Consider the following 22,778-nt stretch of genomic DNA (forward strand, 5'->3'; position numbering starts at 1 on the left):
TTCCTTCATAGTTGTATATTTGAATGCCGTCTGGCCGGATGGCCACTTATTTTGTCTCTTAGTATTTTGAAACTTGAAATAAGACGGTTACGCAGATGAGAAGCAGGGATTAGCCCTTCGATGTAGGTTTTTTTTGCAGAATATGCAGCGCTAGCGTGGGCTTGACGATATTCTGTAATCAGAAATTCTCGCTGTTTTTCTGGCTCCTGGGCGGCTGCCACAATTTTACGAAATATGATATTCACTGCGCCTTCTGGCCCCATGACAGAAATTTCGGCATCAGGCAGGGCATAAATGAAATCCGTGGCTCCCCGATTAGCCAATGTTGGATATGCTCCTCCATATGCTTTGCGCAATATAACAGCAACCTTCGGGATCGACGCTTCACAATAGGCGTGCATCAGCTTAGAACCAGCACCTATTATGTTACCTTGTTCCTGCTGTTTTCCCGGTAAGTAGCCCGGTACATCGACTAATGTCAGTAAGGGGATACCAAACGCATCACATAAACGGACAAAACGAGCAGCCTTTTCTGAAGCATCAATATCTAAACAGCCCGCTAACCAATTAGGTTGATTGGCGACAATGCCGATGACATGTCCACCCAGACGAGCCAGACCAGTAATAATATTACGAGCATACAATTGCTGTATTTCAAGGAAAGTTTCTTTATCGACTATTTCTGCAATAACTTCCTTGACGTCGAAAGGAAGAGAGTTGTCATGAGGTACAATTTCCTCGATTCTGGGTGTTTCTCGTTGCCTTGCAGTAGAATCTGAAATAACGATAGGCGTTTCGGTATTATTCTGGGGAAGATAGGATAATAAATGTCGTGTTAAAGATATTGCCTCCAACGCTGAATCGACCAGAAAGTGAGCCAGCCCGGTCTGACTTGCATGCATTAATCCGCCGCCTATATCTTCTTTACTGACATTTTCTCCGGTCGCTTGTTTAATCACAGCCGGGCCGGTTAAAAATAAAGTAGATTGTTTGTCAATCATTATTATGAAATCAGTGAGTGCAGGTGTGTAAGCCGCTCCGCCTATACAGTCGCCGAGTATTAATGATATTTGGGGAACAACGCCGGAAGCTTGCACTGTTTTGTAAAATACGTAACTGAATTGGGAATTGGCATCAACCCCTTCATGTATGCGTAATCCAGATGATTGATTCAGTGCTATGATCGGCACGCCAGTGCGTAAAGCTAAATCTATGACTTTACATATTTTTACGGCATGAATTCGGCTGGAACTGCCTCCCATAAACTGATTGTCATGACCATAAACAACCACTGGACGGCCATTGATGAATCCATATCCGGTAGATATCCCGTCTCCGGGTATTTTCTTTTGATCTGCGTTAAAGAGAATACAATCATGTTCTGCAAGCGCATCCAATTCTGAAAAGCTACCTGGATCAAGTAGATTTTCAATCAGAGTATAATTTGGGTTTGCGGGAGAGACTTCTTTTTGTTGATTAATAATACCGGTAGTGTCAGATAATTCAGGCATGTAGTGACTCCGCTCGCATAACGAAACAAGATAACAAAATGAACCTTATCTGATTATGATAATAGATCTCATGCGAACTAATCGCAAGCTGTGTTATTAAGGATTTCGTTGATACAAATTTGTGCGCTGAATTTAGGTGTACGATGGACGCTCTCGCGGGTTAAATGAATTTTTTTCTCCATTTTGCTACATAAGGTATTTATTCGAGGCGTCCATTTCGTCAGATCCGTACTCGTTTATTCACTGTCCTCACTAGTCGCACTAGCTGCATTGATAATCTTGTCAAAAACGCGATCAACAATAGCCAGATTTTCGTTAGGTTCGCCATCAAGTAATCGTGCTCTGATATTTCTTACGACAATTTCGGCTTGCTCGGCTAAATTACGCCCTTCATCAGTGAGGTAAAGCGCCTTAGCCCGTCGATCGGTAGGATCGTCTTTCCTAATCAGCAATCCCGCACCTTCTAGCTGATCGAGTAGCCTGACTAATGATTGTCCTTCAAGTCCCATATGATCGGCTAAGGTGCGTTGACGCAGACCCTCTCCAAGTTTATTAATCAGCCAGAGCGGAGTTGTTGTCGCTTCGGATAAATTTAGTTTGCTCAGTTCCTCATCAGATACTTTACGCCACATCCTTGCGGCGCGTTGCAAACGTAGACAGAATGTATCGTCAGCCAGGGTTAGTAAACTTGTGTACATCTTATTGCCTTTTTGTTTGGTGCTTATGTCCTGATGAGATCAGCTAGCCTGAGATAAATTTGCTAGCTATATATCGGAGTAAGCAGGAGCTCGTGAATCTATGGCAAGTCATGCTCAGAAAATAGATATACCCGTCATCTTTCAAGTTGCTTCTTTGTTGGCTGCGTTCACTTGCCGCCGCACTGCATCTTGAAATCTATTGGGTATACTAACGAGCAATAAGCATGCTTCTAACTTCAAAGTTATATCAAATATACCAAAGCGAGGGAAGAATAACACCACTTGTCCGAAAAATTAGTTACTTAATAATTCTCTTTTTTATGTAATTTACTCTTCAATATTAATAACAGAATATAGGTTTATATATCAGATAAAAATCAACCTAAAACCATGTTGTTATTTTTAAATAATGTAATAGTCGGGAAATATCATTCAAACTGTAATTTACTTTGTTGAAAATAGAAACTCTATAAAATGATAACTAAGAAAAGGACTAATCATGAGAAAATTATTTATAACGCCTGATATTATGAGTGTCAGTATGTCTTTTATTACACAACAGGAGATTGCTAAACATGAAAAATCGTTTTACCGCCCGATCTCCTTGGTAGGTGGGATCTTGGCAAATGAGACAGATAAATTGTTTTCTGAACGCAAAAAGAAAAACTGAAGCATAGTATCCCGTATCGTAGCGAAATAAAAAAACGTTATTTCGCTATCTATGTTGTTGAATATCTGTTGTTGAATAAACCTGACATCATAAATACCTATCGATTGTAGATACACAGATTATTTCTTTTCTTTTGGCTTTTTAAGATCAGAAAATTGTATGTCACGTGATTTGTAAATGGGTACACTTATTATACAAACGGTGTATTTCAAAACTGTTTTGGTATTTTTGGCTCTGTATTTATATGTGGACTCAGAGTAGCATGAAACCATGTAAATATGAGACTGACTATTTGTCATTCTTTTTGGGAACAGAATTTAAATTAATTCAGAAAAACAGGAAATTCTATGCCTAGTGTACCTTTCAAACAAGTTGACGTTTTTACTTCAAAACGATTCAAAGGAAATCCCGTTGCGGTTGTTATGGATGCTTCGGATCTTTCGACGGAACAAATGCAAAGTATCGCCAGTTGGACCAATCTTTCTGAGACCACTTTTGTTCTTCCAACAGTAGATACGGCGGCTGATTATCGGGTTCGCATATTTACACCGGGAAGTGAGTTACCTTTTGCGGGTCATCCTACCATTGGTACCGCACATGCATTGCTTGAAGCTGGTGTTATCTCAGTAACAGATGGGCGTTTAATTCAGGAGTGCAGCGCAGGCTTGATCACGCTAAATGTCAGTGAAATGGAAAATGGTGAACGGTCAATCTCATTCGAGTTACCAGAGCCGAAAATCACGTTACTTAGCAGAGAACAAGTAAATCGCCTTGAAAATATTCTTGGTTGTTCGATCAATGATGAATTAACGCCAGCATTAGTCGATGTTGGCGCCAGATGGATAGTTGCCTGTACTTCTGATGCGGAAACAGTGCTCGCTACACAACCCGATTTCAGCCGCTTAAAAGATCACGACATTGAAATGAATTGCACTGGAATTTGTATCTATGGTTCATACCCGGAAGGCATGGAGGCGCACATTGAAGTTCGTTCTTTTGCGCCTGCTTGTGGTGTAAATGAAGATCCGGTTTGTGGTGGTGGAAATGGCAGCGTTGCGGCGTTTATGCGTCACCATCATGTTATGGCACCAGAAGGGGTGGATGTGATCTCTTCACAGGGCGTAAAACTGGGTCGTGATGGGTTGTTGTCGCTCGTTCAGCGTGGAGGCAAGATTTTCGTAGGCGGAAGTGCTGTTACCTGTATTGACGGCACAATTGCATTCTAAGTTATTGTCTAAGGATGAAATAATGGCAGTTAACAAATCGGCTCGTGAAGGCAGTGACCAGGATATCCTATCAAGCAAATGTAATGTGAATGATTTAAGATTTTGGTCTACGTTACTTTCCGGTCGAGATAATTTTTCTATCCCTGTTGACAGGTTAGTTCGTGATCCTGGTAAAAATCGGGTTTTAAGATCATCTTTTGATATTGATGAAAAACTTTCTTTGCAATTACGTAACCTGGCTACATGTGAAAGCAAGTCACTCAATACTGTACTCTTGAGTGCATTTTATGTCGCACTTTCAGCATTATCAGGGCAGCATGATATTGTTATAGGCAACTCTTTGAATGATGAGAATAACGGTAACAACAGCGCGTTGGACCTTGTTCCGTTAAGAGTGCAGGTTCAATCAGATATTTCCGTTGTTTCACTTATTCACCATATCGATAAACTCATAACAAACGTACAACAATATCGCTCATGTTCATTTGACCAATTAAATACATTTCTGGCATCAGTTGAAGGGCCATCACTCAATCCAATTTTTCAAATAAAATTTGCCGTAAAAAGCGTTGATTCATTAAAAAATGAGCAAGAAAAGCTTGATTTATCCCTCATCATTGATGACAGCCATAAACAACTAACCGGTCAATTTTATTGGGCAGAAGCGGTATTTGATGTTGCTACTCTGGATCAGCTGGTGGCGGTGTACCAGCAAGTGTTAGTAGCCATTGTCGATAATCAATATCAACCCATTGGAAAACTCCCGCTATTACCGGAAAAGGACAGGCAACGCCTGAACCACTGGAACGAGACTACAGCTTCTTTCCCTGACGAAAAAACGTTATCCCAGTTGTTTGAAGAGCAAGTGGCAAAAACCCCGACGAATACCGCGGTGATTTTTGCAGACGAAAAACTCAGCTACGCTGAACTGAACGCCAAAGCGAATGCACTTGCCCGGACAATACGCGCACGTTATCGCGCACTCACGCATAAAGAATTAGAACCGGATACATTAATCCCACTGTATCTGGAACGCAGTGCAGAAATGATTGTTTCTATTCTGGCTATATTAAAGGCAGGAGGCGCTTATGTGCCGGTATCGCCGGAATATCCGTCAGAACGAGTCAGGTTTATGCTGCGTGATACAAAGGCTCGTGTTGTTCTAACGCAATCTGGATTGCTTGAAAAGCTGAAAAAGGCAGAAATAGAAGAGGATGGGAATGAAATCACTTATCTGTCAGTCGATGATCCAACATTGACGCAGGGAGAAGAACAGACCAATTTGCCTCAGATAAGTGGCCCGAAAGATCTCGCCTATGTGATATATACCTCCGGGACAACCGGACAGCCTAAAGGTGCAATGCTAGAACACAGAGGTGTCGTAAACCGTATTTTTTGGATGCAACAAACTTACCCGCTCTGTGAATCGGATCGCGTGCTGCAAAAAACACCTTATGTTTTTGACGTATCGGTATGGGAACTATTATGGGCTAACTGGACTGGAGCATGCATTGTTGTTGCTTCGCCTGAAGTTCATAAAGACCCCCAGGCTTTGCGTGCACTTATTGCCAGAGAGAATATCACCCACCTCCATTTTGTTCCTTCCATGCTTGGCGCTTTCAATCAGCATTTGATCGAGACAAATCAGCGTATTCCTTCATGTGTAAAATGTGTCTTTGCCAGTGGAGAAGCACTGACGGAAGCTACCGTTATTCAGTTTAAAGACGTTTGCGCACAACAGACTGAATTACATAACCTGTATGGACCGACAGAAGCGTCTGTTGATGTCACGGCTTATGACTGTCGTTCCGCCTCGCTAAAAGTGATACCGATTGGTAAGCCAATCAACAACATAAAGTTATATGTCCTTAACGAGAGTATGAATCTGGTGCCGTTGGGCGCGCCGGGCGAGCTTTATCTTGGTGGTATTGGATTGGCTCGTGGATATCTCAATCGCGAGGAATTAAGTACTCAACGATTTGTAGCAAACCCCTTTGCTGATGAGCAAGACAGGGAAAAAGGGTATACACGGCTTTATAAAACAGGCGATCTGGTTCGCTGGAGAAATGACGGCGAATTGGAATATCTGGGACGGAATGATTTTCAGGTAAAAATTCGCGGTTTTCGGATCGAACCGGGAGAGATAGAAAATGCGCTGATGGGTATAGACGACGTACAGCAGGTGGCAGTCATTGCCCATGGCAAGGAAGCGAATAGCTATTTAGTCGCATATGTTGTACCAACACAGGGAAAAACGCTATCAGAGTCAGACCTGCGTGATGCGTTGTTGAAGGTTTTACCGGAGTATATGGTGCCGAGTGTGTTTATTACGCTGCAAAAGTTACCGTTGACGATAAACGGTAAACTGGACCGTAAAGGGCTGCCGACACCAGAAGAGGTAAGAAATCGTATTTACGAGGCACCAGGAACAGAAATAGAGCGGGAGCTGTGCCAGCTTTGGGAAGAAATACTGGGAGTCAGTCAGATAGGCATGACAGATAACTTTTTCCGCTTAGGGGGGAATTCTATTACCACGGTTAAATTATCTGCTGTCATTCAGAATCGGTATAAGAAAAACATACCGTTGTCACAACTTTTCAATATTCAGGATATTAAAACCTTATCGTCAATTTTGCATGATGCGCCGATTGAAACTCTGAATATTCCACCGTCTCCGCAACCCCAAATTTTATCATTTGCTCAAGAAAGGATGCTGTTCATTGAACGATCGTCAGGAGGAACATGCGCCTACCATATTCCCTTGTTAGTAAAGCTAAAGGGTGATGTGAAACTGGATGTTTTGACCGACTCGCTGTCTTATCTGCAAGAAAGGCATCAGATACTCAAAACAGTCTATCGAACAAACGATCAAGGCCATGATTATCAAACCCTTATAGATATACCGTTATCCATAAATTCTGTGGTGATTCATGATGATAATGAATGGTTGAAGAGAGTGAAAAAAGATGCCTCGCAACTGTTTGACCTGTCCAATGAACATCCAGTCAGATACCGCCATTATATTGTTGGTGATGAGCAATATTTGCTGATGGTGTGGCACCATATTGCCTTTGATGGATGGTCGACAGATATTTTTCTATCCGAACTTGCTCAGGTATACACCTCTTACTTGCATGCATCAGAGCCTGACTTGCCTGAACTCCCTATTCAGTATGTCGATTTTGCCTACTGGCAACGCGAATCTTTGGTCGATGAGGATGTACAACTTCATCTCTCTTATTGGCAAGAGGTGTTGTCAGGTTATGAAAATCTTGCTTTCCCGGCGGATAAACCGCGTCCGGCTCAGTTCGATGACAGCGGGAAGGAACACCATTTCTTGCTGAGCGGGATGTTATCAAACTCACTGCGAGAACTGGCAAAAAATGAAGCAACTACCTTGAATACGGTTATGTTGGGAGCGCTTTATGTCTCACTGGCGGTCATGTCAGGACACCATGATATTGTTATCGGCATTCCATCAGATGGCAGGCATTATATTCAGACGCAGCCATTGATTGGTTTCTTCGTTAATTCCTTACCGATAAGGATCAATGAAAATTTCTCGGTTTCTGTCCGTGAGCTGATTGCTTCCCTTCATACTCGTATTATTGCCGCCAAATCTCATCAGGATTTGCCGTTTGACCGATTGGTCAGCGAATTAAGCATTGAAAATGACCTGTCAAGGCACCCGGTATTTCAGGTAATGTTTGCGGTGCAAAGCTTTGGGCAATATCGTGCAGAAAATCTGCCTTTCATTCCGGTGACACTGTCACAGAATCAATCCTTAGCGCCGGCAGCAAAATTTGATATCAGTTTGATTATTGACGATAGCCATGAACAACTCCGTGGTCAATTTTGTTGGGCCGAGGCGGTATTTGATGATGTCACCATGACTCAACTGATCGCCGTGTATCAGCAAGTGCTGGTGGCTTTTGTCGGTAACAAACATCAACCCGTTGGAGAGCTTCCATTGTTACCGGAAGAGGACAAACAACGCTTGGACCGCTGGAATGATACGACAGCTTCTTTCCCGGCTGACAAGACGTTATCCCAGTTGTTTGAAGAGCAAGTGGTAAAAACCCCAGAAAACACTGCGGTGATTTTTGCAGACGAAAAACTCAGCTACGCTGAACTGAACGCCAAAGCGAATGCACTTGCCCGGACAATCCGTACACGTTATCGCGCGCTCACGAATAAGGAGTTGGAACCCGATACGTTGATTCCGCTGTATCTGGAACGCAGTGCAGAGATGATTATCTCTATCCTTGCCGTATTAAAAGCAGGGGCCGCTTATGTGCCGGTATCGCCGGAATATCCATCAGAACGGGTCAGGTTTATGCTGAGTGATACAAAGGCCCGCGTCGTTCTGACCCAATCTGGTCTGCTGGAAAAGATAAAGGCAGGAGAGAGTGGGAATGGAATCGTTTACCTGTCAGTCGATGATCCAACATTAACGCAGGATATAGAGCAGACCAATTTGCCTGCGATAAGTGGCCCGAAAAATCTCGCCTATGTGATATATACCTCCGGGACAACCGGGCAACCTAAAGGCGTCATGATAGAACAAAATGGGGTTGTTAATTTATTGCATTCCCAACGTCAAACAATGTGTTTTAGTGATGATGAAAAAGTTCTTGGATTGGCGCCTTATGTCTTTGATGCATCCATTGAACAGATATTCTTACCGGTATTATCAGGTGGATGCTTTATCATGGCCTCTGATGCGGATCTGAAAGATGTTGAAAAAATAAAGCATTTCGCTTTCAAATATCAGGTAACGCATATTCACGCAACGCCTGATTATCTGTTATCCCTTGGTAGCTTAAATGAACTGATGACTCTCCGGCGTGTCATCAGTGGGGGTGATCGGTGCCATGCTCAATTGAAATCACTCTTTGGTGAAAAATTGAATAATGAATATGGTCCGACTGAAACAACAGTCACTTCCCTCAATTTTATCAATTATCCTAACTGCCGCTATAACGGTGGCATAGGTAAACCCATTGCCAATACGAAATTATATGTTCTTTCTCCGCAGATGAAACGCCTACCGGTAGGTGCCTTAGGAGAGCTTTACATCTCAGGCGCTGGCGTTGCCCGTGGATATCTGAATCGTGATGAACTGAGCGCGCAACGATTTGTAGAAAACCCTTTTGCCGATGAACATGACAAGGAGAAAGGGTATACACGGCTTTATAAAACGGGCGACCTGGTTCGCTGGCGAGGTGATGGTGAACTGGAATATCTGGGAAGAAATGACTGTCAGCTAAAAATCCGCGGATTCCGCATCGAACCGGGAGAGATAGAGAATACGCTGATGGACATAGACGACGTACAACAAGTCGCAGTTATCGCCCATGGCAAGGAAACGAATAGCTATTTAGTCGCATATGTTGTACCGACACAGGGAAAAGCGCTATCAGAATCGAACCTGCGTGATGCGTTGGTGAAGGTTTTGCCGGAGTATATGGTTCCGAGTCTATTTATTACGCTGGAAAAGTTACCGTTGACGATAAACGGCAAATTGGACCGTAAAGGTTTGCCGGCACCCGGAGAAGTCAGAAATGGTGACTACGAGGCACCCGAGAGAGAAATAGAGCGTAAGCTGTGTCAAATCTGGCAAGAAGTACTGGGTGTCGGGCAGGTAGGTATCAATGATAATTTCTTTCACATCGGAGGTAACTCTTTATCCGCTGTCCGGTTGGTTGCAAAGATGAATACTCAGATGCCGGGGCAAATGAAAGTAAGAATTAGGGATATTTTCAGACATAAAACCATTGCCATATTGCTTAAATCGCTGGAAAAGACAACTGAAGTAACAATGGTGTAAGTCATCAATAACATATGAGGGAAAGCAAGGTACGAGAACACCGCTTTCCCTAAATTGTCTAATAAGCCTCTGTTTATTCTGATAGAACTGGCGGGGGCTTATTGAAGGCACTTAAGAATCGTTTTATTCAATAAGCTTATTATGTTCAAATTATCAGTAACAGTGATGAAATAAATAAACAGGAATTTAGGTTTTAAAGTTATTCGTTATTCTAATAAGTCAATAATATGCTTCTACATAAATACCACCTGGTTTAATAAATTGACAACTGCGTATATCAACAGTAGTATATAAAGGCAGTTTGTGGTGGTAGGAGGGTCCCCACGTAAAAAACAGAAATCTCCGAGCAGAAGTATGCTGGTGGCAGGAGGGTCCCCACGTAAAAAACAGAAACCTCCGAACAGAATTAACTGCCAGAAAAAACCCCTGACTTGGGGTTTTTTTTGATCTACGCAAAAGTGATCAGGATGAAATTAAAAAAATTGACTCAAGCCTTTTATGATGAGAATTCTCATCTCATACAAGCAGTTGATAATGAAGATGGAAAGTGGATACCAGGTAAAACCCGCGGACATGGTATTGTTGTAATAAACATCAACAAATTAACTTTCGCGATCCCACTTAGAACTTCAATTAAACATAATGCAGCATATATTACTCAAAGATCCGTTCAAAAAGGTATTAAAGGGAAAGGATTAGATTACTCGAAAGCATTATTAATCGTCAATTCGAGATATATTTCTGATGAAATATTTTTGATTCCGCACGAACAATATAAAAAGATTGAGGGAAAAGAGCATTTCATTACAATAAAATTTGAGAAGTATGTAGAGAAATATATCAAAGCGGTTAAACATAGTGATAAGTATATTATTAACAGCTTAGAATATCGTTTCACAACACTTCAGAATTATCATTACCAGTTAGGTCTATGAATAATACGATAATGTTTTCTCATTGATTGGTGCTCTATTTTAACGGAAATACTAACAGAGTATTTAACTCAAATAATTTATTTAAACTTATACCCGTTCGATTGATGAAATACCTACTTGAATCTCCATCATCAAATTAAGGTGCGTTTAATGCTGATAAAATATGTACAGAAAATGACAACTGTCTAAATAAAGATCATTCATTTATTCCCATGTGATATATAAAATATTTTTAAGATCGAAAAAATTATATTGGCTATGCACAGTAATGAACGGCATATTTTATCCATATGTTAATTTATGGGAAATTTATTATTAACATTAATTCTTAGTGTGACTAATATCACAAAAGAAGAAGAAAACAGGGGAAAAAGATCAAGCAAGATTTTATCTTGCATCACAATTTCAGTATGAAGCTAATTATTGCTAACTACTTAGTTTCATAAAGTAATTACATTATGAAATTGTTATTTATAGAAACTTTCAGGTGTTAATGGCGGAGTGAATTTGAACGAGTTAGAACATGTGACAGATGGAAGTATTGAAGCATTTAATCACTCTCCATTATTTAAAACACTTGGATTCACGATTGTCGAATGGGGTGTGGATTTTGTTGATCTGCGGATACAACATGGCAATCCATGCCATGCGGGTTCTTTCGGGAAAAATACAGCTGTAGGGATTAATGGTGCAATAGTAACAGCAGCGTTGGAATCAGCTCTTGGCATCTCTGGATTTATTGGATTCGGTTGCACACCATCTGGTGTCGTTGCTCTTGATATCAAAATGATGCAGATCATCCGTGGTCAGTTTAGTCATGTGAAAGCACGTATAGACAGAAAAACCCGGACAATGATTTTCGCGTCAGCACATCTCTATAGCGAGAGGGGCGGTTTATGTGCGACTGCAAGCGGTATTGTTGCCAAAGGATAATGAACGGGAGAGCTGACTATGCTGAAAAATGAAAGAATTATGCTGGTTGAACCTACAATCGACCTTGCTAACACAATGTATTCTGCAATTAAAGAAAATAGAGAGCACCTTTCTCGTTATATGCCTTGGGTAAAAGCCATCACGGATGAAGAAAGTTTTATTGAGAATATGAAGGAAGCGGTGGAAAATTTTAATAAATGTGAAGGTGAATTGCGATTTTCCATCATTCGGTTAGATGATAATCGGTTTCTTGGCGCGCTGGGGCTTATTGTCCGTGATAAATCAATCCCATTCTTCGAAATGGGATATTGGCTATGTCGTGATGCTGTAGGTTTTGGCTATGTCAGTGACGGTGTAAAACTCTTAGAAAAATATGCATTCGAAAATCTTAAAGCCAAACGAATCGAAATTCGTATGGCTGCCAGTAATATGGCAAGTAGGAAGGTCGCAGAAAGAAATAATTATCAATTAGAAGGCATTCTAAAATGCGAACGAAGGCTGCCATCTGGAGAGATAGATGATACTGCGATATATGGTAAATGTATGTATCAACGTTAATTAGCATAAAAAATAAAACCCTCTTTATTGAGGGTGGCACAACCCATTCTTAAACAAACTATGTGAATGCTTATGTACGATGCAACGCGTTATCCAGTTAATAGCTACCAACAAAATTTTCATTTGGCCTCTCAATTAGATGAGACCCACACGAAGTACTTAATTCCGGTCAGGGTATCGATACAATGTGTGTGTGATATAAGCAAGGTATTAAGTGCACTAAATCAGTGGATAGTACAGCATCCGAATATTTTTTCTAAATTGTCGTTTGATCAAGACGTGACGTTTTTTACTGCTGAAAATGCGACGATAGAACAATATGAATTTAATCAGGAAGAGGAGAGAAATCGTGCATTACTGGAATATCTCCAACAGCCTATCAAGGTAAATAACGATCCTTTATTTAGGATTGGGCTATTTTATCTGGAAAACGCTAGCATTGAACTTGCACTGCTTTTTCATCATATTCTCATTGACCAGCAAGGGCTTGAAGAATTGATGAAAGATCTCGACCTTATTTTTCAAGGGCGCGACAAATCACCTGCTGTCAGGTTAAACTCATCACCTAACAAAGAAATTGAACATTCACTTTTTGACTTTTGGTATCAGTCAATACATTCATATGAAGCCATCAGATTCAAAGCACCTGAATCTAAATATTCACCTTCATCAGACTGGCGCTACGATTTAACATTCACTCAGGAACTGTCAGATAAAATAACCCAATTCTGCAAGCAAGAAGGGGCTACCCCGGCAATTTTTCTCAACAGTTGCCTTGCGATTGTTATTTCATCACTACAACATTCAGATAAAATTCTCTTGGGAACGGTGACCAACGCCCGTCAGGAAGAAGATGAAGGTATCGGATGTTTTGCTAATACAACATTCCTGCCGCTTGATCTGTCGAAAGCGACAAGATTCGCTGATGTTATGGAAATGGTATTAGAGAAGACCATCGATATTCTTGAATATGGACATTATCCGTTTCAAGCATTGCGCAAAGGCATGCTGGAAAAAGGCTGGGGAGGAGAAAATCCATTTCACATTTTTACCAGCTTTGCCGAGAAATCGAAAAATAAATTAGCCACATTTGCATGGGAAGTAATGTCTGCTGGTGGATCTAAATTTCCGCTGAATGTACTGTTTTCAAAAGAGCATGAATGTTTTTCTGTATGTATAACATACGACACCACTATTTTTAACCGCGACTATGTGGCTGCTGTATGCCAAATGATTATTGCAGTGGCGCAGAAAGCTGTTGATACGAACGGCCATTTGGATATCACAAATCGAGAGCTTTATAGAAAGTTTGCACCGTTAACAACAGGAACATTTCAGCCAGACGGTACATTGCTGGGGCGATTTAGACAACATGTGACAGCCTGTGGAGATAGGCCGTTTTACGTAGATCATGAGCAAGTATTAACCTGGCGTGAGGTTGATACCATTTCAAACCGTGTCGCCTCATCACTACTACGTTTAGGTGTTAAACCTGGAGACAGGGTCGTTTTTGAGGCGCCAAGGGATTACCGGTTCATCTGCCTGATATTAGGTATCTGGAAAATCAGAGGGAGCTTTGTTTGCTTAGACGAGCAGGCAATTTTAAGCAGAAAGATCAGTGTCTTTGCTGAGGCGAAAGCGGCCCTTTTGCTGACTCTAACTGACAGCCATAAATTGCATGAGAAAAGCTATCCGATAGAAAAGATATTGCAACATAACGGTGAAGAACAACTTCTTACCAGTAATGAAATCGCTTTAGCCGGTGATGAAGCCTATATGGTATTTACTTCCGGTACCACGGGAACGCCAAAAGGTATCTCTATATCGCATAGTAATGTTATTCATTATGGCGAGAGCATTGCGATTGAATTGGAGCGACTGGCATTGACAAAGGATGAAGCACCTCTCGCTTTTGCAGTCGCATCTACACTGTCAGCCGATTTGGGTTATACCTCTGTCTTTGCTTCTCTTTACATGGGGGGAAGCCTGAGTATTGCGCCTTATCACATCAGCCTCGATCCTTTGTTATTCTCGCAATTCATCCGAGATAACCAGATTGATGTTCTAAAAATCACGCCATCCCATGTATGGGGCCTTTCACAGGGAGAGGGAATCGCCTCAACATTCCCCTTAAAATGTCTCATTCTGGGTGGAGAGAAACTCTCGGGCCAGCAACTCGATGTTGTTCAGCAAAGCGGTATCAAAGTACTTAACCATTATGGACCATCAGAAACAACGGTAGGTGCAGTACTCCACCATCCCAAATCAGCCGATGTCAGATTACCCAGCGTCCCTATTGGCAAACCTTTGGGCCTTAATCAGGTTCTGATAGTCGATCATAATAAAAGATTGCTGCCGGATGGGGTCATGGGTGAATTGGCTATTTCTGGCCCCGGCGTTTCCAGAGGATATCAGGGGTCTCACGAAAACACGGCAGGTTTTGAGCAAAGTCCATTGACGGGGCAGACGTACTACACGGGGGATTTTGCTTACTACAACAGCGATGGCGATCTGGTTTTTGAATGCCGAAAAGATAAGCAAATAAAAATCTTAGGACATCGAGTTGAATTACATGAGATTGAACACGCTGTAGCTATGCACATCAATCCCGCAGAATTCCGGGTGAGATTTATCGCTGGACGTATCACGCTTTTTTGTACCAGTTTGACGTTTGACCGTTGGCAGCAACTGTCGGTGCTCCTAAGAGATACCTTGACGGACTATATGATCCCAACTGAGTTCGTGAAACTTGAGCGCCTGCCGACAACCCTGAACGGAAAAATTGATGAAGAGGCATTAAAGCAGTTTGCACGCAATGTTTTTACACATAATGCTTTTACACAAATAAAACAACACCCGCTTTCTCTATCACAGATCGATCAACGGATTCTGAATATATGGGAGAAACATATTGGGCTTGCTAAATCGCTGGAAGATTCTATTTATGCATCAGGGGCGAGTTCCATATCTGCGGTAAGGTTGATTGCTGAAATTAATGAGCAATTTAGTTTGAGCCTGAAAGTATCAGATTTCCTTAAGCAGCCAAGAATTGTTTTTTTCCAGAATATTCAATTAGGGCAACCTATTCAGTCAAAAGAGGCAGAAAGAAATCAACAGGGTGAGAGAAGTTATTCATTAAGTTCACTGCAACAGACAATGTGGAATATCAACCAGCTTGATGAAACAGACACCTCTTATCATGTGCCAATTTTAGTGCGCTTAAAAAATGACAAAAGTAAAAACGATATTGAAACCTGCCTGAACGATATTGCCGGTAAATTTGAAATATTTCGGACCCGGCTTTTTGATGATGGTGAAAATGTTTCCGCTATCGTTATGCCTGAAATAAAAATATCAATCCAACAAGCACGCTTTAAAGGAGATTTGAGCGAAATAACCCGGCTATGTCGTGTTAATATTAATCTAAGCAAACAACTCCCTTATATTTTCTTTAAGGACGATGATTATCTGCTGATTGTTATTCATCATATTATAACGGATGCTTGGTCAAATGAACTGTTGTTAAATGCAATTAATACTGCACTTGCAGGGAATTTGGATGAAATTGATATTCTGCCAGAGTGTTTTGTTGGTGATAAAAACTCAACCGATAACCAAATACAATATTGGCTAGACAGATTAAAAAACAAGGGATTGGACTTTAATTTAGTTGAACAATCCCATGTAATAAAAAGCGGCGTGGTCTCGGAAGCTGATATTTATATTGAACAACCTCTGGCTGAATTGATCGGTGAATTCTTCAAAAAAATGGAGATATCTCACTATGCTGGATTTTTGTCTATATATAATCTCATGATGTGTCACCATTTCAATAGAGATGAAATATTGCACTACATACCAATATCCAAGCGAAAAACTAAAATAAACTTCTGTCAATTTGGTATGGCAGTGGATACCTTACCGGTATTGGGACAAGTTTCACCTGAGTTACCGGTATTAGATTATCTTAAACTCTTCAATGGTGATTTCTTAAAGTCCATAGAAAACTCGGACGTTGATTTCAAGCGGATTGTTGATGAATGTCATTTAGTAAGAAAGGATGGCAGGCTTAAATCAAATCATATGTTCATTTATGAACAAGAGTCGACAAAAAATTTCGAACATATTGAGCGCTTGAGCCTTGATAGTATAGAGACAAAATTTGAATTAACTTTCTCAGTGATGCTAATGCAGGACGGCAGACTAAAAATAAATGCTACATCCAACACCGTTCAGGCTGATTTATTGAAAGTACTTTTGGCAAAATATAACAGAATTTCGGCTGTTATTACTGAATCTGGCAACATTAAGCTTCGAAATCTGTTATTACACGTGGAAGGAAAAATTCTGGCTGGAAATAATGTGCCGGAGAATAGGCTTGGTTTGCCAAACAATATTGGCAAATCTTTGCAGCATTCATTTGAAGAACATAAGTTACGCATTGGTGTTATTGATGGTGAACATCATTATACCTACCAGGAACTTTATGCGGCTTCAGCCAAAATTGCTGATTTTATAATAAAAAAACACCTTATTAACCAGCCTGTTATGGTCCATATGGACAGGTCATTTTATGCGATAGCGGCAATAATCGGCGTAATATTGTCGGGAAATATTTTTGTTCCAGTCGATGGTTCATCTCCCCTAGACAGAGTATCGGGCATACAGTCTGTAATAGGTGAGAATATATTAATCCTGAATAAAGAGACGCTCAAAGATGTTATAAGTCAGAACAATCGAGATATTCTAAGTTTTAGGGAATCTTTAGCAGAAGACATTCTGTACATGATTTTTACCTCCGGTTCTACCGGGGTACCTAAAGGCGTACCTATTAGCCACAAATCATTGATTAATTATCTGGCATGGGCGAAAAATAAATATAAAATTACTTTTTCCAGTACAGTACCACTATTCACGTCATTAAGTTACGATCTGACATTGACCAGCATCTTCTTGCCGCTTATTTCAGGTGGGAAAATACATATCATTGAGGGGGATAACGGCCTTTCAATAATAAAAAATTTGGTTGAAAGCAAAACCTATTATGACATGATAAAACTGACTCCTACTCATTTAACCATGATGAGCCACCTGCTTGACGGTAATAAAATTAAAGCGGGCTGTGTGGTGGTTGGTGGCGAGCAATTGTACTATGAAATGCTTAATTGCATTGAAAGTAATACACCCGTTTATAATGAATATGGACCGACAGAAGCCACCGTTGGGTGTTGTGTGCATAAGGTCTTTCCTGAAAAAGATAAATATGGTGTTGTGCCGATTGGATTGCCAATCTGGAATACACGTCTGGCGATTATAGGCACCATGAATCAAGTATTATCTGCCGAGGTGGTTGGTGAATTGGTAATTTCAGGGGTACAGTTATTTTCAGGTTATTTCGCTTCATCATCAGATAAATTGCACCAAATGACATTAGGCGATTGCCATGACACCTGGTACCGCAGTGGAGATTCCTGCTATATAAAAGAGGGTGTTATACATTATGTAGGGCGCGAGGATCGGCAATATAAAATAGATGGCAATCGAGTTGATCTTGGCGATATTGAATCGGCCATCATGCGAGTTAATGGCATCCATTCAGCACAAGTTTATTATTTAAATAATAATGAACCCTGCTTGATAGCAGTTATTTCCGCAGAAATTGGCATTGAGAGAAATCATATAGTCAGCGAATTAAAACGTTATTTGCCGGGTGCAATGATACCGCAAAAAGTGATATTCGATACAGAAATCACTTTTACTGATAGTGGCAAAATCGACTTTAATGCTGTGCTTTCAACACAACAAAATCATTCTCCGGTTAAAGAAACTCGTAAAAATGTTTCGTTAGTCAGAGAGATATGGGAAACGTTATTAGGATATACAGGCATTGATGGAAACATGAATTTCTTTGAGGCCGGTGGCAGTTCAAGAAAATTATTACAACTTTCACAGCGCCTGTCCGAAGCATTAAACAGAGAACTTAGACCGGTAGATCTATTGACATATACCACCATTTATCAGCAAGAGGATTTCTTGTCAGGTAAACAACATAGCACTGAGATTTTTGTTACAAACCGGGCGAAGAGTCGCGGTGTAAATCAGGCTAACACCATACTGAATAAAAGAAAGAAAAGGGGCCGTGTCCTTGAGTCATAAAATAGCAGTTGTTGGCATGTCAGGGATTTTTCCCGGTGCGAGTTCCATAAAAGAATATTGGGAAATGCTCATTGAGGGTAATACCGGTATTCGCGAGATACCTGATGAGCTTCTGACTACAGAATCGAAAAGAAATAAAGCGCGTTATGGTGAGAATTATATTACTCGAAAAGGCATCCTTGACCGTGAGTTTGAATTCGACTACCGCTTTTTCAACATGTCTAAGCAAGAAGCTTGTTTACTTGATCCTCAACAGAGGAAATTCTTGCAAGTATGCTGGAATGCACTAGAGGATGCCGGCTATTCGCCAAAAACCATGCAAAACCGTAATGTTGGGGTTTATGCGAGTTGCAGCCCTTCAACCTATGCAGAACAAGTTTCTAAAGACATGGATCTGTCAGACTGGCAGCAATCTTTAATGCTGTTCAGCAATAATTTGAGAGACCTTGTTGCTTGCCGAGTGTCATCTTTGCTGGATTTGCATGGACCCAGCCTCAATGTACAAACAGCCTGTTCATCTTCCATGTCCGCCTTGCATGAAGCCTACCGGGGGCTTTTGTTTGGCGATTGTGATGTTGCCGTCGCCGGCGGGGTTGCAATCAGATTGCCTCAGGAAGTTGGCTATGTGTATCACGAACGAGGGGTGTATTCACATGATGGCGCATGTCGTCCATTTGATCATCACAGTAGTGGCACCGTTTCAGGTAATGGGGCTGCTGCGGTCATCTTGAAGCGGCTGGAAGATGCTGAGAGAGACGGCAACCGAATTTACGCTGTGATTGATTGCGTGATGGCGAATAATGACGGCAATCGAAAAGTTGGCTTTACCGCGCCCAGTGTTGTAGGGCAACGCACCCTTTTTCAGGACGCCCTTGAATTTTCGGACATTGATATCGCAGACTTAAGTTATATCGAAGCCCATGGCACAGCAACGCCGCTGGGCGATCCTATTGAGTTTGAAGCCATGAGTCAGGCTATTGCTGCGATCACGCCTAAATCACACTTTTGTTATTTGGGGAGTGTAAAGGCGAATATTGGTCATCTTGATTCAGCGGCTGGGATCTCTGGATTTATCAAGGCTTGCCTCATTCTTTGGCACCGCAAAGTACCGCCTCATCCAACCTTTGATGCCCCTAATCCGCAACTCAAGTTTGAGGGCAGCCCGTTCCTTATCAATAAGCAGGTAATAGCATTGCCTTCTACCGGCATTTTGTCCGCGGGCGTTAATGCGGTTGGGATTGGCGGCACAAATGTTGTTGCCATACTTTCCTCAACGGAACAGGCGACATGCAGTATTGAGAATTCTGGTCGTTACTATTTCCCGTTATCTGTTAATGATAAAGAGCTGGTTTCGCTCAATCAGCAAGCCGCAGCGTCGCATATTGCCTGCGTGATGGATGATGCAGCCACGATTTCATCATGTATGGCTGAGCAAAATACCGGATTTCCAGTTAAAACAGGAATATGGCTGGACTGGAAAGCGGGGCAGCTCAAGCAGAGCCTTCCTGCGGCTACCTGCACAACTTCCCTGAATAAGTTGATCTTTGTACTTCCGGGCGGTGGCAGTTTTTTCAAAGGTGCTTTATCGGCAGTTGCACAAGAATTTCCCTATATTATTGATGAAATTGGCGATCACTTAGATTTAGTCGGGGATATATCCTTAAAAAGAAAAATCTTGTCTTATCTGACTGATAAGGATGGCGTTTCTAATCATGACGGTTTTGGGGAAACATTAACCGAAAACCTGCTGACGACATTTTTCTTAAATCATGCATTACTGCGGGTTCTCCGCCAATTAAGCATTCGTCCTGACATGCTGATTGGACACAGTTTAGGTGAATATAATTGTGCGGTTGCTGCTGGCGCTATGACTGTTGAGATGGCGGTAAAAATTATCATGGAGAGGGCGCGGATTGTTGAGTTGGCACCCAAGAAATTTTTGCTCAATGTCTTCTGTAAAGCAGAATCTCTGCAAGATTTTGATCAGTATCATGATATTGAAATTATTTCTTATAACGCTGATTCAAATCATACGATTCTGGTCGAGCCAGATATTTATTCTGAAACAACGGCTTTTTTACGCAAAAATCGGATTGGTTTTAAAAAGATCAATGTGGTTGCTGCCGCGCACTCTCAGTTGCTAGAGCCATATATGGAAAACTTTGACACCTTTTTAACCGAGTTTTCATTTATGCCGTTGCAGGTTCCGATGATCAGTAATTTAAATGGCAGTTTGCTGCAAAAGGGAACGCTTCTTGATAAGGATTATTGGGTACAACATCTTAGACAGCCTGTCAGATTTGCCGGTGGGATGAAAATAGCGGTAGAAAATGGCGCGAATACTTTTGTTCAAGTTGGTGTCGGTGAAGGATTAGCAAGACAAGTAAACAGTGAAAAACCTATCAATATATTTTCTCTGGTTGGCAATAGTATTCAACAAACTCACGATGCTTTATTGGGCGCAATAGGGATATTTTATCATTTGGGCCTAACGCCGGTTTTTGCCGGTCTGCCAACCGCAAAAACACCAGTTCGCCATTTACCTCTGCCTCCTTATCAATTTAAAAGCACTGTATGCAAAATGGCACCAGGCAAAACAAATCAAGTGAGCCTGATTAATAATGGTTCGCCAGATTTATATCATGAGGGATTAGTTTTTGATGCTGAGATTGAAGACATAGCGATCACTCAGTTGCCTAATATCATTCCTGTAAACAAATTGATAAGAAAATTCTTATGTGAGGAAGACTTACGAGAATATTGGCTTGCTAACCATGAAATTCCGACACTATTTGTTGATATTACTGGCTTTAACTGGCATGAAGCCGGTGACATTTATTTGCTTAAAGAACGGATACGTCTGGTTGCCAATCAAAATGAGCGATCAAGGATTTTTCTGACAATACAAACGAAAAGGTTGCCAGATTTGTCTTCCTTATTGGCACCACGTAATTTTTGTGTCTGTATTAATCAAGAATTACCTGCGCTTAAAATGACATTACTTGTTTCAGATAACTTCGAAACAAAACATTATTGCGCTTTTCTTAATAAGAAAAATGTGCTGAATGATGCCTATTTCATCTCTGATAGCCACATTTATATACCTTCTTATTCTATGCTGGAAAAGGAAGATTTCTATTCAGACGAACAACCCGCAGGTGATGAAAAGACCATTATCATGTTCGGCGGAGCCGGTAAGATTGGTTTAAATTTACTGTATCATCTGATGTTATCGACCTCATATCATTTTATTTTGGTCGGACGGAAACAACTCAATCATGGCCTTCATCAATTCTTATCAGACAAAGGGCATGAATATCATATTGATGAGAAAATCATCTCTGAAATATATTCTCAGCACCATCGTGTTCATTATATTGGCTGTGACCTTACACAAGAAAACGCGCGCCAGCAGGTTATTTCTCGTTTGCATGAACAAGGGATCAGAAATATCGACGCTTTTATGCTGATGACGGCGGATTCCTATTCAGCTTCAATTAGAAAACAACTGATTGATGTCACCGCAGACGACATACACCAGCAACTAATGTCAAAAGCCCATGTACTTAATGAAATAGCAGAGCTTGAGGAAAGCTTAACACCAAAGGTCAATATTGTTTTTAGCTCTAATGCCAGTCGGTTAGGGGGGATAGGTATGTTCTCCTACAGTATTGCTAACGGTATTTTAGACAGTTGGACGCAGCAAAAAACCAGGAATACACGCAGAATCTCGATTAACTTTGATGCGTTTCGCTTTGCCCCTGATCCGAATCCTCCGGCAAACTTTATCAATGAGGAAACTTTAACCCAATTGATGATAGGGCTACTCAATAAAGATATTTCTGGAACGCTTATTCTTTCTAATGAACGTTTTCCGACCCGAATTAAGCAATGGGTACATCTTGCTGGCGAACAATTTACGCGTTTAGCTCAGGAAGAATCTATTGATGAAACCGGTGATATAACAACTTTTGTGAAAAAACAGTGGGAAAAATTACTTGGTGAAGAAGATTTAACCGCTGAAAGTCACTTCTTTAATTTAGGTGGACACTCATTGATGGCTTTTCAGATATTTTCCGCATTAAGGCAATTTTGGAAAATAGACGTTGTACTGATTGATCTGGCAAAAAATCCTACGCTAGGTTCATTTACCTTATTAGTTCAAGAACGGATGAAAAATGCCGTTTATAAAGATGAAACTATCGAACGGATATCTCCACCTACGATAGATGCACTAATGTCAAATATTTAAGGAAACATT

General features: G+C 41.1%; 10 protein-coding genes. 8 read left to right on the top strand and 2 right to left on the bottom strand.

Annotated elements, in window-relative coordinates:
- Positions 1-5 precede the first annotated feature (5 nt).
- Together BO26_RS12560 and BO26_RS12565 are read right to left on the bottom strand one after the other, a co-directional pair.
- A complete protein-coding gene (locus BO26_RS12560) occupies positions 6-1,511 on the bottom strand; it encodes an acyl-CoA carboxylase subunit beta (RefSeq protein ID WP_036771829.1) in 1,506 nt (501 codons plus the stop codon).
- A gap of 236 nt (positions 1,512-1,747) precedes the next feature.
- Positions 1,748-2,209: a MarR family winged helix-turn-helix transcriptional regulator gene (locus BO26_RS12565; protein ID WP_081861906.1), complete on the bottom strand. Its 462-nt coding sequence runs from the start codon at positions 2,207-2,209 to the stop codon at positions 1,748-1,750.
- Positions 2,210-2,708: 499 nt separating this feature from the next.
- On the opposite strand from BO26_RS12565, the gene BO26_RS22170 reads away from it, so the two are divergent.
- From BO26_RS22170 to BO26_RS12600, 8 genes are all read left to right on the top strand, one after another.
- Positions 2,709-2,879, top strand: a complete 171-nt coding sequence (locus BO26_RS22170) for a hypothetical protein (RefSeq protein ID WP_201771269.1) — start codon at positions 2,709-2,711, stop codon at positions 2,877-2,879.
- Positions 2,880-3,226: 347 nt separating this feature from the next.
- Complete coding sequence (locus BO26_RS12570; protein WP_036771831.1) at positions 3,227-4,105, top strand: PhzF family phenazine biosynthesis protein; 879 nt, start codon at positions 3,227-3,229, stop codon at positions 4,103-4,105.
- A gap of 22 nt (positions 4,106-4,127) precedes the next feature.
- Entirely contained in the window at positions 4,128-9,935 is a 5,808-nt protein-coding gene (locus BO26_RS12575; protein ID WP_051690967.1) for a non-ribosomal peptide synthetase, read from the top strand.
- 467 nt (positions 9,936-10,402) lie between these two features.
- A complete protein-coding gene (gene tenpIN, locus BO26_RS12580; RefSeq protein ID WP_036771846.1) occupies positions 10,403-10,870 on the top strand; it encodes a type III toxin-antitoxin system TenpIN family toxin in 468 nt (155 codons plus the stop codon).
- 501 nt (positions 10,871-11,371) lie between these two features.
- Positions 11,372-11,803, top strand: a complete 432-nt coding sequence (locus tag BO26_RS12585; protein WP_236637449.1) for a PaaI family thioesterase — start codon at positions 11,372-11,374, stop codon at positions 11,801-11,803.
- An 18-nt stretch (positions 11,804-11,821) separates the two neighbouring features.
- Positions 11,822-12,361: a GNAT family N-acetyltransferase gene (locus BO26_RS12590; RefSeq protein ID WP_081861907.1), complete on the top strand. Its 540-nt coding sequence runs from the start codon at positions 11,822-11,824 to the stop codon at positions 12,359-12,361.
- A gap of 66 nt (positions 12,362-12,427) precedes the next feature.
- A complete protein-coding gene (locus tag BO26_RS12595) occupies positions 12,428-18,517 on the top strand; it encodes an AMP-binding protein (protein ID WP_072023255.1) in 6,090 nt (2,029 codons plus the stop codon).
- Positions 18,507-22,769 (top strand): beta-ketoacyl synthase N-terminal-like domain-containing protein, encoded by a 4,263-nt coding sequence (locus BO26_RS12600; RefSeq protein ID WP_036771835.1) that lies wholly within the window; start codon positions 18,507-18,509, stop codon positions 22,767-22,769. Before BO26_RS12595 ends, BO26_RS12600 begins: the two co-directional genes overlap by 11 nt.
- Positions 22,770-22,778: the final 9 nt, after the last annotated feature.

This window comes from Photorhabdus australis DSM 17609 (assembly GCF_000711895.1).
Lineage (GTDB): Bacteria > Pseudomonadota > Gammaproteobacteria > Enterobacterales > Enterobacteriaceae > Photorhabdus > Photorhabdus australis.